Genomic DNA, 15,487 nt, shown 5'->3' with positions numbered 1-15,487 from the left:
AAGGCAGCAAAAAACGCAGAGATTTCCACTCTGCGTTTTTTTATGCCTTTTTTAATGTAAATAGCGTTAATTCTGGTCTGCAGAGAAAACGAAAAGGCAGTCTTGTGGTTCCAATGCCGCGATTGACATATAAGGTAAGTGGGTTAATAGATCCAACCGTATAAAAACCCTCATAGTATTGAGTGGCATGTGGGGGTTTAACAAGCGCGCCTAAGAAAGGAAGCTGTATTTGGCCGCCATGGCTATGACCACTCAGCTGCAGATTAATGCCCAATTCAGCTGCAGGTTCTGCTAAATCAGGAGCATGAGATAACAAAATGGTATAGGCATCGTTTGGAATACCTTCCAGAGCGGCCTGTATGTTTGGCTTTCCGAGCATAGCATCATCAATTCCAAGTATATATAATGCCTGTTCGCCAATTTGTATTTTCCGATGGCTGTTTTTTAATAAGGTAAAACTGCTTTGTTCAATAATATCTTTATAAATATCTGTTCCATATCCTCCGTGATCATGGTTTCCATAGATTGCAAACTTACCAATAGCCGCATTTAGCTTGTTTAGAACAGGTACGATTGCTTGAGTTTCAGAATACATATTTGGTTCGTCCATTAAATCACCAGTAAATAGGACAATGTCAGGCTCGAGACGATTTATTTTATCAACCAATTTTTCTAAATCCTCAATTTCACAATGAAAGCCAAGATGCGTGTCACTAAACTGGATGATCTTAAGATCAGTAAAGTTTTCAGGAATATTTGGGCTGCTGATGGTTAAATGTTCTGTTTTCAAAAGCTTTGGTTCGATTTCATGGGCATAATAATAGCCGCCTGTCCCTGCCGCGGCAACTCCAAATAAAGTCCCAAATGATCTTCTTAGAAATCCTCTTCTTGTCATTTTTTTTGGCATGAAGTGTTCCAACCTATCTTTGTTTGTTCATTCTATAATACTAACAAACTATATCTCTAAACAAAAGAAATTAACTGCTAAGACTATATGGAAGGTTTTACATCGCTTTTATTCTATTACATGATAAAAATAGTTAGAATATTCCGTTATGAAATGTTAAAATGAATAATGAATAACCATTCATTTTTTAGGGGGATCTAAATGGAAAATAAGGTTGTCATTGTTACAGGCGGATCAAACGGTATGGGAAAATATATGGCGAAACGGTTTGCAGAGGGAAAAGCATATGTGGTTATTACAGGTAGAGATGCTGAAAAGCTAGAGACAGCGAAGAAGCAAATAGAGACATTTTCAGGACAAGTTCATGCGGTCCAAATGGACGTAAGAGAATTAGATGATGTACAGCGTATGATTCGTGAAACAGATGAAGTATTTGGACGGATTGATTTTCTAGTGAATAATGCGGCTGGAAATTTTCTTTGTCCTGCTGAAAAGCTAAGTGCTAATGGATGGAAAGCTGTTATTGATATTGTTTTAAATGGAACTTTTTATGCTTGCAGTGAAGTGGGGAAATATTGGATTGAGAAAGAGATCAAAGGGGCGATCACGAATATGGTTGCTACATATGCTTGGGATGCAGGTCCAGGAGTAATTCATTCTGCTGCTGCAAAAGCAGGTGTGTTATCGCTCACTAGAACGCTTGCGGTTGAATGGGGCAGAAAATATGGAATCCGCGTAAATGCAATTGCTCCAGGACCGATTGAACGGACTGGAGGCGCTGAGAAGCTTTGGGAATCTGAGGAAGCCGCTCAAAGGACGATTCAAAGTGTTCCCATGCAGAGGCTGGGGAAGCCGGAAGAAATTGCTGAGCTTGCTTATTTTCTATTTTCCAGCCATGCAGCATATATTAATGGAGAATGCATGACAATGGATGGCGGTCAGCATCTTAATCAATATCCATTTTAATGAATGATTTTGTTAATCAGCAAGCCGGTATCGTGACCGGCTTGCTGATAGAGTATCCTTGTCGCCCCTGGGCGAGCCGCCTGCGCTTTTCTTGTGTCTAGCTCCGGCGGCTAGGGGCTCGAGGTCATAAGCCAATCCAGTAAAAAGGTCAAAGAACGACCTTTCGCCTGGCTCGTCTTATGCTTGTCGCCCCTGGGCGAGCCGCCTGCGCTTTTCTTGTGTCTAGCTCCGGCGGCTAGGGGCTCGAGGTCATAAGCCAATCCAGTCAAAAGGTCAAAGAACGACCTTTCGCCTGGCTCGTCTTATGCTTGTCGCCCCTGGGCAAGCCGCCTGCGCTTTTCTTGTTACCAGTAGCTTATTGCTCTGGATTGTAGGGCTTTCCAGGAGGCTTCGAATTGGTTTTTGTCGACTTTTACTCCTTTTTTTCCGGAAAGGGGGTCGTTCAGGTAGACGTACTTCTGGTCATAGCCTGTTATCACTACAGCATGTAGATCCAGTGGAGTTTTGATGGTTTGGTCTTGATGCTTCCAGGATTCCCAGCGGTCTGGGAGCTTATAGTCACCTGTTGTCCAGACGACAGCTGGATAGCCATTGCCAATATGATCTAAGACTTGCTGAAACGTTTTTTTCGTTAAATTGACAGCATGTCCAGGCATGTATTGGTTCACTAAATCCTCTATCGGACCATCAAATACTGCATAACCTGCTGATTTTCCAGTCATGTCCCCAACAAACCCTTTTGCCGGATCTCCCCATTGAATAATGTCATGCTTGTTTTTTATTTGCTTGTCTGAATCCTTGCTTATATTTTTATACAACTCCATTTTATTTGTCTTCACACCAGCATATTGAAGCATCATCGCTAAGCTCGTTACTTCACAGCCGTATTTTAATTCAGGATTCTGTTTGATTAAAGGTACGTTTAAATTAATACTTTCCTTACTGTGATCATTTTTCTTATTTTCCATATGCTGCGATTTTAACACGTTGGTTTGTGCTGTTCCTTTTGGTTTTTGCCTCTCTTCAGAGGCTGTGCCCGTATGACCGCAAGCGAGCAAAGGGAAAAGAAGGATGACCATAAAAAACAGATTACGCATCAATAAAACCTTCTTTCTATTTTGCTCTTGCCTTTATTTTGTGAAGCCTGGACGATTGTATGAAAGTAAGCTGCTGGCAAAACGCTTAGAAAAAAGAACGTATAAGCTGACAAGAAATATATGGTATAATTATGAATTATTGATTGAAAGGAGGGCTTTGATGGACCCATTAGAAGTCATGGCGAATATAAAGAATGTTTTCCCCTTTTTTCAACCTATTTTTAGTGCGGACGAACATCGAATTATTGGTTATGAAGTATTAGGAAGGTATAGAAATGAGCATGAGGTGGTAAGTTTAGGGCCTTTTTTTCAAGACGAGACCATACCTGAAGAATACCGTCTTGAGGTAGATAATGAAGTATTGAGAAAAGCTCTGGAGCAGTCCAATTTACTTGAGGAAGATGTTTTAATCTTTATAAACCGTGATGCAGATTTAATCATGTATGATCATGGTGAACAGCTTCTGGATATCCTGTTTGAATTTCAAGAGAAGGGTCTGACCCTTAACCGTATCGTAATTGAAATAACAGAGAAAAATTATCAGGGAGATCTCGATCATCTAGATCATTTGCTGAATTATTATAGAACATATGGGATTAAAATAGCAGTGGATAAACTTGGCACCGACAGCACGCAACTGGATAGAATTGGCCAGTTAGCTCCACATATCTTAAAGGTTGATTTAAAGGCACTTCGCTCAAATACTGTCCAACAAAGCTTTCATGATATTTTATACAGCATTTCTATGCTTTCAAGAAAAATTGGAGCGACCCTCTTGTTTGAAAATATCGAAATGGAGTTTCAGCTTCAATTTGCCTGGCGTAATGGGGGACGATATTATCAGGGGTTCTATTTGCAGCAGCCTTCTTCCGAGTTCGCCAATCGCGATATCTTAAAAGAAAAACTTCGGCAAAAATGTCAACAATTCATTTCATACGAAAAGAAAAAGCTGGAATCCTTTTATCAGTTTACGGATAAGTTTAATCATCGTATGCAGCAGTTTGTGGGGAAATATAAAAATCAGGATCAAAATGAATTGCTTTTAGAGATGGCTGATCGTTTAACAAATATTGCTTTTCGCTTGTATATTTGTGATGAGGAAGGCTTTCAGCAATCACCGAATATTTTTTATCAGGATGATCACTGGCTGCAGCAGCAAGAATATTTGTACAAAAACTGGAGTTGGCGCCCCTATTTTTTGGAAAATATAATGAAGATGAAAAGGATGAAAAAGGGGATATTATCTGATTTATATACAGATATAGAAACTGGAGAAATGATTCGCACATTTTCATATCCGTTAAAGGAAAATGAATATGTTTTTATTGATATTTCTTATTCATTTTTATATGAACATGAGGGACTTATTTAACCCGATACATGCAGAAAGAATATTTTTTTGCTTTCCGAGGAATCTTAATAGTATTAGCAGCTTTCTCGGAAGGGGAGTACTATGAGTACGTTTATTTTAATCTTGCTTGGAATTAGTATTGGAATATTAGGATATGGACTAGTGTCTACGATGATGCTGACAAAGCAAAAGGTACGTGATACCGGAAATGATGCCAGTGTTCCTGAAGAAGTAAAAAAACGCCCTTATTTACGGAATCCGATTTTTCTCACATACGGAATTGCACTAGCCATAACGTTATTTTTAATTGCTTATTATGCATTTTCATTGAATTGGTAGGGACCTGTTTTTACGGGTCCTTTTTGTTTGTTTTAACTCAATATTTTTTCCTAGAGAAATGCAGTTTTGACGCTAATCTTGCCATAATGCGATTAGTTCATGTCACAATGGGTAAATTGATAACGTATTATGTCAGTATTTTGGGCACGAATCTACCATATATGCTCTATTTTTATTGATACAATGATGGTTAGAGGCTACAATGCTGGAAAAAGGGGGAGCGGGATGTACAAGCTTGGTCAGAGGGTTCTTATTTGTCTTGTATTAAGTCTAGCGTTAGTTCCAATAAAAGGATATGCGGCAGATGAGCGGGAAGAGATTTTTACGATCCTTCAAGACGCTTACACAGCACAAATTTCGCTGGGTGAAGAAGAGCGTACTATGGAAGAAGTTAAAGAAGTATTAGATCCGTATTTCACTCAAGCTGGAGAAAAACTTTTTTTGGATGAAAATCTTTATGAAGAAAATAATGTATATTTTACCTTAGGAACTGATAATCCTTTTTTTTATATACCCCATTTCTCATATGATGACGAAACACAAATAGAAGAAATAAACGGAGATTTATATGTATATCAATTCTTTCCGGCAGTCTATGAAGGTCCAGTTACATATGAAGACCGTTATGATGGAGTCGTTTTGACAAAACAAGATCACATGTATAAAGTATCTGATTTTCTATATAATATTGATCCGTCTCAGCTACCAAAAAAGGCAGAAGGAGAACAAACTGACCAAGAGGTGAGCCTGTTTCAACAACTATACCCAATAATGCCGATTATGGCCGAAGCAGGAATAAACCCGTTCTCAAATGGGTTAAACTCAGCGTATTGGTGGTTAACAAGCGAACACCAATTGCTTCAAACGTATAGTAAGTAATGGATCCGGGCAGAAAAATGACCCGGGTCCTTTTGTTTAGGCTTTTTACAAGCAGTTGTTGGTGTTAATAATCACTTTTTAAAGGGCATTTTAATCAAATGACTGTTGATGAAACGAAAGGGAACAAGACTCCTGCCCCGCCGGAAGCGAGTGCTCTAAGGGGAATCTTTATACATTAATGTAAAATGTAAACGCAAAAAAGTGTGCGAAGACAGCCTTATTTATTCTCTATCTTTAGAACTTCTTTAAGCCTTTCAAGGTTAAAACCTGTAATGATCTCTTCACCAATGACAAGTGTTGGTGTTGAATAAGATTGGTAGACCTCAATTAATTCTTTCCTGGCTTTAGGATCTGCTTTAATATCCTTTAATTCGTATGAGAAACCATATTCCTTTAAAAAAGTTTTTGTGATTTCACAAGGGGGACAGTCAGGCTGTGTATAAAAAATAATACTGGTCATTCTAATTCTCCATTCGTAAATGATATAAATGTTAGGCCAATTTTTTCTATTCAATAATAGTGAAAATAGGTTGGCAGCATGCTATTGTAAATAGGTTTGGATTAAACAGTTAAGATATATTTCCTGCTAAAAAGCAGCTTAAAAACCATGTGCAATGGCTATGTTAAAACTGTGTTTGCAGAAACTCAATAATTTTAGAAATACATTTTGGATTCAATTGTATGATGTTCCCTTTAATTATGCAATATATGAGCATCGTTTGAATTGCCGGAATAATTTTGTTTTAATGAAATCACATCTTTTACTTGTATAATTACAGGCACTTACTTTATTCTGTTAATATTGGTATGTAGATCGTACCGTTTGAAAATTCTGATTGTATTTCCTTCAGGATAGAAATTTGCCAGAAGAGAAACCTAAAGCAGAAAAGGTTTTTGTTTGGAAAGGAGAGAGAAAATGTCACAGCTTCAAGGAATTTTAACACGTCTAAAAAATCTTCAAGAACAATCTGTTGGTGGAGAGCCAATGCAAAGATTTTTTGAGGTGAATGGTGAAAAGAAATGCCAAGTAACTTATCATCCTAAAAATGAAACGTACGAATTAGAAGTATACAATGATAAAGAAAAGCCAAAAAGATATCAATTTGATAATATTGATATGATTACCATCGAAGTATTTGATCTTATTCAATAAGCACAATCTGTACATAGGAGCCTGGTATGGCTCCTTTTTCTGTATTCTCCAATTTATTAATTTCAACTAAAAAGACTTTATAGAACAGATACATGAAACGGGATTCTTTATGTCATTATAAAGAATGAGGTGATAAGTGATGCTGCCAAAGGTTCATTGTCCAAAATGTCATGCGGAGGCAGAGCTGGATCAAGTGTTAACAGCTCAATCAAATCAAAATGTCATATACCGCTGCAAAAGCTGTTCGTATGAATGCAGAGACATTCATACCAGCAAAGGGTGAGTTGTTAGACTGTCCTTCGTCACATTTATAGGTATAGGCTGACTGCAAAACAGCATGATGATCCTGTATAAAATAGGAGCGGTCTTTTTAAACTTATGATAAGATGAAGATATAACTTTCATTGAGGAGTTTTCATGTATGGTTAGTCTTCAGAGTGGTGAATTTTTACATATTAATATTAAAGAGTTAATGATTCCATCAGAGCGAGTTGCACATGTTCAAATCGGCAATAACGTAGAACATGCGCTGCTAGTATTGACCAAAAGTGGATATTCTGCCATTCCTGTGCTGGATCCGCATTACAAGCTACATGGTTTGATCAGCACACCGATTATTATGGAATCCATTTTAGGCTTGCAGAGAATTGAATTCGAGAAACTTGAAGAAAAACGAGTTGAGGAAGTTATGAATGTTCATATTCCCCGTTTAAATTCGAGCGCTTCCTTCCAAAAATCAGTTTCTTTATTGGTAGATCATCCATTTATTTGTATTGAAAATGATGAACAAATTTTTGAAGGGATTCTGACGCGAAGAGCCATTCTAGATCAGTGGAATAAACAGCTGCGTCGCCAGTTTAAAAATAATGGATGAAAGTGTGCATATGCTTTAAATGAATGAGGATGCTTGCTATGTAATAATGCGCAGGCAATTTTTCTATGGGTATATTGAAAGCGCTTTAGGCCTGATGGAGGTGAATATGTGCTGCAAAAAGCAAAAACGTCAGGCAGAAAAACGCATAGACCGCTCGTATTAGCTTCAGTGATGCTTGCGATGTTTATGGGAGCGATTGAAGCAACCATTGTTTCAACTGCCATGCCGGCAATTGTCGGTGATTTAGGCGGTTTTTCAATGTATAGCTGGGTTTTTTCAGCCTATTTATTAATGAATGCTGTAACAGTCCTTATATATGGGAAGCTTTCCGATTTATTTGGCAGAAAACCGATTTTAACATTTGGAATTATCATTTTTTTAATTGGTTCCATTTTATGCGGTATTGCAGAATCCATGACTAGTTTAATCATTTTCCGCCTTATTCAAGGATTCGGAGCGGGAGCCGTTATGCCGATTGCAACGACCATTGTAGGGGATATTTACTCAAAGGAAGAAAGAGCGAAGATTCAGGGGTATCTTTCAAGTGTTTGGGGCATTTCAGCTGTAATGGGTCCGGCTATCGGTGGATTGCTGGTTGAGTTTGTTAGCTGGCGGTATGTATTTTGGGTTAACATTCCATTAGGCATACTGGCGATTGCAGGATTGTGGTTTTTCCTTCATGAGAATATAGAAAAGAAAAAGCATCAGATTGATTATCCAGGAGCCATCTTACTGACGGTCAGCATTTCTGCTCTTATGGTTGTACTTGTAGAAGGCGGTACCAATTGGCCGTGGCTATCCTTTCAGGCAATAGGTCTTCTGATTGTTTCGCTGGGCTGTTTTATCCTCTTTATTCTCCAGGAGAACAAAGCAGAGGAACCAATGATGCCGTTAAGCATCTGGAAGAATCGCCCTATATTTATCGCTAATATGGCTTCGCTCACAACAGGGGTCATGCTGATAGGCATTTCTAGTTTTCTTCCTGCTTTTGTACAGGGCGTAATGGAAAGATCACCTATTGTTGCTGGTTTTGCTTTAACATCGATGTCAATCGGCTGGCCGATTGCCTCTGCTGCGGCAGGGCAGCTTCTATTAAAAATTGGTTTCCGAAAGACATCCGTTCTCGGCGGATTCTTTCTGATTGGCGGCAGTATTCTATTTGTGACTCTTACCCCAGAAGCAGGACCGCTATGGGCTGCTGCCGGTTCCTTTTTTGTTGGAGCAGGCATGGGGTTAACGAGCACTAGCTTTATTGTATCCATTCAAACAGCAGTAAGCTGGCAGCAGAGGGGAATTGCAACAGCGTCAAACATGTTTATGCGAAATCTGGGAAATACCATTGGTGCAGCTCTTTTAGGCGGAATCTTGAACAGCCGGCTTATTGCTTATATTCAAAGCAGCGGCAATCAAGAGCTTAAGGATTCTTCGTTAGATGCTGCCAATGTGCTTTTAAATGAAGAACAGAGAAATGCTCTGCTGCCAGATGTAAAAAGCATCTTGCAGGAAGGGCTCACATTGTCGCTCCATTCTGTTTATATGGTTGTATTATTATTTGCCATCATTAGTTTTGCATTTATACTAGCATTGCCAAAAAAAGATTTATCGTAAGCTGGATTAATGTTTTGCAGCATTTTGAAACCGAACGAATAGCAGATTTTTTTCAATCTGTCTAAATGTTCGGTTTTTTGCTGCAATCAAGAATCCTGCTGGTCTTACAGAAAGCGTTAATGATATTTTATCGCATTTATTATATAGTATAAGTACCACTTATAGAGAGGGTGATGAAATTGTCTTCATTATCCGAATTTCACATGCTTTCTGTTCTAGCCCAAGAAATGAATATGAGAAAAGCGGCTGAAAGGCTTTTTGTTTCTCAGCCCGCCTTATCACAAAGACTGCAGAATATTGAAAAGGAATGGGGAAGCAAGCTCTTTGTCCGCTCACCTAAAGGATTGTCTTTAACCCCAGCAGGAGAACTGATTATTACGTTTGTGAATGAGGTAATTGATGGGGAAGAAAAGGTGCGGGAATCGATTCATGCGCTGAATTCTGAAGTTTATGGAACTTTAAAAATTGCTGTGGCTTCTATCGTCGGACAGAATTGGCTGCCGCAGGTGCTGAAAAAATTTGTGACCAGATATCCCCAGGCGAAAATTTCGCTAATAACCGGCTGGAGCAGTGAGATTTTGAAATCATTATATGATGATCAAGCACATATCGGCATCATCAGAGGCACACCTGATTGGAAAGGTGTTAAAATGCATTTATTTAAAGATAGTCTTTATCTTGTGGATAGAGAAATTACAAGTCCGGAGCAAATCTTTCAAACGGACCGGCCGTTTATTCAATTTAAAAGTGATTCTAACTATTATCAGGAAATACAAGACTGGTGGCTGCGGAAATTTAAAACTTCCCCTAAGCGCACAATTGTTGTTGATCAGATTGAAACATGCAAGCAAATGACCTTTAACGGCATTGGCTATGCGATTTTGCCGGCGATTACACTAGATGGACAGGAAGAAAATATTTTTAAAATTCCACTTTTAGATGATCATAGTGAGCCTATCAAACGTGATACTTGGCTGCTTGGCTACGAATCGGCTTTTCAGCTAAAACAGGTTCAAGCATTCGTGGAAATCATTAAAGAGCATATTGCAGAAGAAGGTCATTAAACTCAAGGTTATTTCTTTGATGTTCTTGCTTGTTTTCAATCCTTTTGTTTGTTAAAGTAATGCTTGTATACATATTGTTATTGAATTTAGGAGGATTTTACATGAAAATGATGGATGCAAACGAGATTATTTCTTTTATTCAAAATAGCACAAAGTCAACACCTGTCAAAGTGTATGTAAAAGGTGAGTTAGAAGGCATTGATTTTGGTGCTTCTGCTAAAACGTTTATAAACGGCAACAGCGGAGTTGTATTTGGCGAGTGGAGCGAAATCAGCTCAAGCCTTGAAGCAAACTCTGGTAAAATAGAAGATTATGTTGTAGAAAATGACCGCAGAAATTCTGCGATTCCATTACTGGATATGAAAAATATTAAAGCTCGTATTGAACCGGGTGCCATTATCCGTGATCAAGTAGAAATCGGCGATAATGCGGTGATCATGATGGGTGCTTCTATTAATATCGGAGCAGTAATTGGCGAAGGAACAATGATTGATATGAATGTTGTCCTTGGCGGAAGAGCCACTGTAGGAAAGAATTGTCACATTGGAGCTGGTTCTGTATTGGCAGGCGTGATTGAGCCGCCATCTGCTAAACCGGTTGTAGTGGAAGATGACGTTGTCATTGGTGCAAATGCCGTTGTGCTTGAGGGAGTAACAGTTGGAAAAGGTGCAGTTGTTGCAGCAGGAGCAATTGTGATTGAAGATGTTCCTCCATATACTGTTGTTGCAGGTACTCCTGCAAGAGTCATCAAGGAAATTGATGAAAAGACGAAATCGAAAACAGAAATTAAACAAGAACTTAGACAACTATAAGAAGTGTTAAAAGCGCGGAGCTAATTTCCGCGCTTCTTACTTATCTACTAATACTTTTGCTGAGGGTTGGCTTTTATTAGAATTAAGAATATAAGTAGCAGGAGGAAGCTGGTTTTGAACACAACTAATCAATACATACAAGTAAGACGGGATCTCCATAAAATTCCCGAGATTGGATTTCAGGAATTTAAGACACAAGCTTATCTTCTTTCTTATCTCCAATCACTCCCACAAGAGCATATTGAAATCAAAAAATGGAAAACGGGTCTATTTGTAAAGATTAAAGGTATGATGCCAGATAAAACAATTGCATATAGAGCGGACATTGATGGCTTGCCAATCACTGAAGATACAAATCTGCCATTTTCATCAGAACATGAAGGAATGATGCATGCCTGTGGACATGACTTTCATATGGCGATTGCTTTAGGACTAATCAGCAACCTTGTTCATGAACGCATTAATGATGATCTTTTATTTATTTTTCAGCCGGCAGAGGAAGGCCCTGGAGGGGCAGAGCCAATGCTGCAATCAGAAGAAATGAAAGAATGGTGGCCAGATATGGTATTAGCGCTCCATATCGCACCAGAGTATCCTGTGGGTACTATTGCAACCCGAGAAGGGCTGTTATTTGCAAATACATCAGAGCTTTTTATTGATCTAAAAGGAAAAGGGGGACATGCTGCCTACCCACATCAGACAAATGATATGATTATAGCCGCATGTTCGCTCGTTAACCAGCTTCAAACAGTTATTTCCCGCAACGTGGATCCACTTGATAGTGCCGTCATTACTATCGGAAAAATCACAGGTGGAACAGTTCAAAATATTATAGCTGAAAATGCAAGGCTGGAAGGCACCATTCGTACCCTATCCCCAGATTCGATGAAAATTGTTAAACATAGAATTGAGAGCCTTGTAAAAGGTACAGAGACGGGTTTTCAATGTGAAGCTGTCATTGATTATGGAAGCATGTATCATCAGGTTTATAATCATTCTGCCTTAACTTCAGAATTTATAGAGTTTGCAAAAAGTAATACGGGTGTAGATGTAATAGAATGCAGGGAAGCCATGACAGGAGAAGACTTTGGCTATATGTTAAAAGCGGTTCCAGGTTTCATGTTTTGGCTTGGGACAAACTCTGAATACGGACTTCATCACGCTAAGCTGAATCCTTCAGAACAAGCGATTGATGTGGCAATCACATTAATTGAGAAGTACTTAAGGTATAAAGGAGTATAAGAAAAAAAGAGGCTGAGAAATATTTATTTAACACAACCAAAAAGCCGAATGATTAGAGAGTAAATCTTTCTAATCATTCGGCTTTTTTATTTATTTTACATTTAATACTAAACATGAGTGAAATGGAGCGGAGGACCCTCGACTCCTATGGGCAATAGAGGAAAAGGTGAGCCCCCGCAGGAGCTTTGCTCTGAGGAGGCTCAGCTTCCTCCCCATGGAAAGCGAGGGTCTGGAGCGCAGGTGGAACGGGCTTGTGTTAACACATAAACTTTGATTGAAAATGAAAACCCGTGTTTTAAAAAAATAGTAGTTTCGTTTTCCCAGCCTCTTTTTTCAAATTTTACGCAAAATCGTTTATTGACCTGGCTTTTGTGCTGGGTCATTTTTCATTTTTTCTAGTGTGCTGCTGAAAAGGGTTTGCAGGTCTTTTTCAACCGTTCCTTTTTCTGTATTGACGGTTTTGGCAATCACACGCAAGACAAGTTTATTGCTGCCTGGTGCTTGTACAGCAATTACATTTGGTCCTTCTAATATTAATTCATTATCTTTTGCATATTCCTTTGCCGCTTTTTGAATGGCAGCCATCGTTTCTTCAAGTTGATTTTCATACGTTACAATCATGTCAACTAATGCATTCATTGTACCGCGGGAATGATTGCTGACCGTTGTGATTGTACGATTCGGAATATAATATAAAGCACCGTCAAAACCTCGTACTTGTGTGTTTCTCAATCCCACCTGTTCTACAATGCCTGAAAATGTTCCAATGGTAACATAGTCTCCTACATCTATTTGTTTCTCAATTAAGATAAAGAATCCTGTTACAACGTCACTGACTAAACCTTGTGCACCAAAGCCGATCGCTAATCCGACAACCCCTGCACCAGCAAGAATAGCCGTTGCTTGAATACCGAATAACTGAAGTACCGTTACAATAAAGATAAAAAGCAAAACATAATTAAGGATATTTTGCGTTAAGCTTTCAAGCGTTTTAGCTCTGCCGGCAGAAATATTTTGTCTCAGCTGAATTTTGCTGAACATTTTACCTATGATTTTGTTGCCTGCAGCCTTCACAATGGCAAACACGATAAATACGGCTGCAACCTTTAAGACAATTGTTAAAAGTGTTAGCAGAATCTGTTCCCAATTAATTTGGTTCACTTGCAGGCTAATATCATTTAATAAGTCCAAGTTTGAACACTCCTTAATACATAGAGATTAGATCAGATACCAATTTTAACGTAAGAATATAGTGATTGCAAAGGCTAGGTGCCGAATGCCTTTATTATGTGAATTTTTGTGGAAAAAAAGAGGTCATAGTCGGATAATTTTCTTAATCTTTCCACAAAAAAGGGTAGTAATTTATTTCGAAACCCGTTATATTTAGTATTACGTTCTTTAATTTTTGAAAATTTGTAATTGTGTGAAGGAGGGGGCTTCTTGGAGACTTTTAAAAAATTGAAAGAACATTACTGGCCTTTTAAACATTATTTTATCTGGTCGATTGTGTTTTTATTTATTGTAACGGCAATTACCGTTGTATATCCCATGATTTTGCAGCTGACAATTGACGAGGTGGTATTGCAGGGACAATATGATTGGATACCGTTTTTAGCTTTGGGGTTTGTAGGAATCATGGTGGTGAAAGGAGTTGCTACTTATATTCATCAATATACTGGTGATCTCTTTGGAATTTCATCTGTATACAAGCTGAGAAATGCTCTTTATGATAAACTGCAGTTTTTGCCATTCCGTTATTACGATAACGCAAAGACAGGTGATTTAATGTCAAGGCTGACTGCGGATGTTGAGGGCTTCCGCTTCTTTTTATCCGTTGGGTTTGCAGAATTGTTAAGATTTATTTTATTAGTCGGAATTAGCTTTTCGGTCATGCTTTATTATTCGATTCCATTAACGATCGTTACACTAATTACCTTGCCTTTTTTGGCTGTTGTCACGTTTAAATTTGATAAAGCTGTTCATCCAGCTTTTCGCGGTATTCGTAAATCGTTTGGCCGGCTGAATACGAAGGTTCAGGAAAATATCAGCGGCATAAATACGGTGAAATCGCTGTCCCGAGAAGATTTTGAGATTGATAAGTTTAATAATTCTAACGGCGAATATAAAGGGAAATACTTATTTACAGCAAAAATTTGGGCAAAATATTTTCCTCTAATGGAGCTGCTCGGAAATTTAAGCATTGTACTATTGCTTGCATATGGAGGATACCTAGTTATAACAGACAGTTTATCTTTAGGAGAACTTGTAGCGTTTTATAGTCTGTTAGGGTATATTATGTGGCCGATTATGAACTTAGGCTTTACAGTTAATTTATTTTCTCAAGCTAAGGCATCGGGTGAAAGGCTGCTGGAGATTTTAGAAAGTGAAAATGAAATTGAAGATCACACAGATGCTGTTCACTTAGACCGTTTCGCTGGAGAAGTAGAGTTTCGCCAGGTAACACTTCAATATTCAAAGGACGATAAGCAGGCATTAAATAATGTTTCATTTTTTGCTGAACCAGGAAAAGTGATTGGTCTGATTGGATCAACTGGTGCCGGCAAAACAACATTAACTCAATTAATGACACGCTTCTATGAGCCGGTTGATGGCGAGGTACTGATTGACGGGAAAAATGTAAAGGAATATTCACTTAAATCACTTCGGCATAATATTGGATTTGTGCTGCAAGAGACCTTTTTATTTTCTTCATCCATCAAAGCGAATATCTCATTTGGAAGACCGGATGCCACAATGGATGAAATTATTGATGCTGCTAAGCGTGCACAGGCACATGACTTTATTATGGAGCTTCCAGAAGGGTATGACACCATGCTGGGAGAACGGGGAATGGGGCTGTCTGGCGGCCAAAAACAGCGGATTGCGATTGCGAGAGCTATTTGTGTAAATCCGAGTATTTTAATTCTAGATGATGCTACTAGTGCTGTTGACATGCAAACGGAGTTCCAAATTCAAAAAGCATTAAAAGAAGTGATGAAAAACCGAACTACCTTCATCATCGCTCACCGAATCTCATCTTTAAAGCATGCAGATGAGATCATTGTACTTGAAGAAGGCAAGGTAGCTGAAAGAGGAACACATGAACAATTAATAAGCAAAGAGGGTCCGTACAAAAGGATATACGGTATTCAGTACAAAGACCTAGATAACGTACTGCAATCACAAACAGGCTAG

At 38.6% G+C, this 15,487-nt stretch carries 15 protein-coding genes; 11 read left to right on the top strand and 4 right to left on the bottom strand.

What is annotated here, in order from left to right; all coding sequences use genetic code 11:
* Positions 1-40 precede the first annotated feature (40 nt).
* On the bottom strand, positions 41-907 hold the full coding sequence (locus B7E07_RS15045) for a metallophosphoesterase (protein ID WP_080846769.1): 867 nt from the start codon (positions 905-907) through the stop codon (positions 41-43).
* 201 nt (positions 908-1,108) lie between these two features.
* On the opposite strand from B7E07_RS15045, the gene fadH reads away from it, so the two are divergent.
* Positions 1,109-1,873 (top strand): 2,4-dienoyl-CoA reductase, encoded by a 765-nt coding sequence (gene fadH, locus B7E07_RS15040; protein ID WP_080846766.1) that lies wholly within the window; start codon positions 1,109-1,111, stop codon positions 1,871-1,873.
* 344 nt (positions 1,874-2,217) lie between these two features.
* Here the strand turns inward: fadH and B7E07_RS15035 are convergent, their stop codons facing one another.
* Positions 2,218-2,970 carry a C39 family peptidase gene (locus tag B7E07_RS15035; protein WP_080846763.1) on the bottom strand — a complete coding sequence of 251 codons (753 nt, stop codon included), beginning with the start codon at positions 2,968-2,970 and terminating at the stop codon, positions 2,218-2,220.
* A gap of 160 nt (positions 2,971-3,130) precedes the next feature.
* Here B7E07_RS15035 and B7E07_RS15030 point away from each other — a divergent pair, with 160 nt between their 5' ends.
* From B7E07_RS15030 to B7E07_RS15020, 3 genes are all read left to right on the top strand, one after another.
* Positions 3,131-4,342, top strand: coding sequence for an EAL domain-containing protein (locus B7E07_RS15030; protein WP_080849209.1), 1,212 nt, complete (start codon positions 3,131-3,133; stop codon positions 4,340-4,342).
* Between the two features lie 81 nt (positions 4,343-4,423).
* Positions 4,424-4,660: a hypothetical protein gene (locus B7E07_RS15025; RefSeq protein WP_080846760.1), complete on the top strand. Its 237-nt coding sequence runs from the start codon at positions 4,424-4,426 to the stop codon at positions 4,658-4,660.
* A 225-nt stretch (positions 4,661-4,885) separates the two neighbouring features.
* A complete protein-coding gene (locus B7E07_RS15020; RefSeq protein ID WP_176215214.1) occupies positions 4,886-5,539 on the top strand; it encodes a DUF3993 domain-containing protein in 654 nt (217 codons plus the stop codon).
* 217 nt (positions 5,540-5,756) lie between these two features.
* Here the strand turns inward: B7E07_RS15020 and B7E07_RS15015 are convergent, their stop codons facing one another.
* Complete coding sequence (locus B7E07_RS15015) at positions 5,757-5,999, bottom strand: glutaredoxin family protein (RefSeq protein WP_080846756.1); 243 nt, start codon at positions 5,997-5,999, stop codon at positions 5,757-5,759.
* A 456-nt stretch (positions 6,000-6,455) separates the two neighbouring features.
* Between B7E07_RS15015 and B7E07_RS15010 the strand changes: the two genes are divergently transcribed.
* The 6 genes from B7E07_RS15010 (at position 6,456) to B7E07_RS14985 (ending at position 12,292) form a co-directional block, all read left to right on the top strand.
* On the top strand, positions 6,456-6,692 hold the full coding sequence (locus B7E07_RS15010) for a YkuJ family protein (protein WP_066447117.1): 237 nt from the start codon (positions 6,456-6,458) through the stop codon (positions 6,690-6,692).
* A gap of 421 nt (positions 6,693-7,113) precedes the next feature.
* On the top strand, positions 7,114-7,566 hold the full coding sequence (cbpB, locus tag B7E07_RS15005; RefSeq protein ID WP_080846753.1) for a cyclic-di-AMP-binding protein CbpB: 453 nt from the start codon (positions 7,114-7,116) through the stop codon (positions 7,564-7,566).
* A gap of 171 nt (positions 7,567-7,737) precedes the next feature.
* Positions 7,738-9,174, top strand: coding sequence for an MDR family MFS transporter (locus B7E07_RS15000; protein WP_080849208.1), 1,437 nt, complete (start codon positions 7,738-7,740; stop codon positions 9,172-9,174).
* Positions 9,175-9,353: 179 nt separating this feature from the next.
* Entirely contained in the window at positions 9,354-10,238 is an 885-nt protein-coding gene (locus B7E07_RS14995; protein ID WP_080846750.1) for a LysR family transcriptional regulator, read from the top strand.
* A 101-nt stretch (positions 10,239-10,339) separates the two neighbouring features.
* The gene (gene dapD, locus B7E07_RS14990; protein WP_080846747.1) at positions 10,340-11,050 is read left to right on the top strand and encodes a 2,3,4,5-tetrahydropyridine-2,6-dicarboxylate N-acetyltransferase; all 711 of its coding nucleotides are present in this window, start codon (positions 10,340-10,342) and stop codon (positions 11,048-11,050) included.
* A 114-nt stretch (positions 11,051-11,164) separates the two neighbouring features.
* The gene (locus B7E07_RS14985; RefSeq protein WP_080846745.1) at positions 11,165-12,292 is read left to right on the top strand and encodes an N-acetyldiaminopimelate deacetylase; all 1,128 of its coding nucleotides are present in this window, start codon (positions 11,165-11,167) and stop codon (positions 12,290-12,292) included.
* Between the two features lie 354 nt (positions 12,293-12,646).
* Here B7E07_RS14985 and B7E07_RS14980 read toward each other — a convergent pair whose 3' ends face one another.
* Positions 12,647-13,483 (bottom strand): mechanosensitive ion channel family protein, encoded by an 837-nt coding sequence (locus B7E07_RS14980; RefSeq protein WP_257391460.1) that lies wholly within the window; start codon positions 13,481-13,483, stop codon positions 12,647-12,649.
* Between the two features lie 249 nt (positions 13,484-13,732).
* On the opposite strand from B7E07_RS14980, the gene B7E07_RS14975 reads away from it, so the two are divergent.
* A complete protein-coding gene (locus B7E07_RS14975) occupies positions 13,733-15,487 on the top strand; it encodes an ABC transporter ATP-binding protein (protein WP_080846742.1) in 1,755 nt (584 codons plus the stop codon).

It is taken from the genome of Cytobacillus gottheilii (assembly GCF_900166665.1).
Taxonomy (GTDB): Bacteria; Bacillota; Bacilli; order Bacillales; family Cytobacillaceae; genus Cytobacillus; species Cytobacillus gottheilii_A.
The sequence above is the reverse complement of the archived record's forward strand: the minus strand, read 5'-3'. Positions and strand labels throughout refer to the sequence as shown.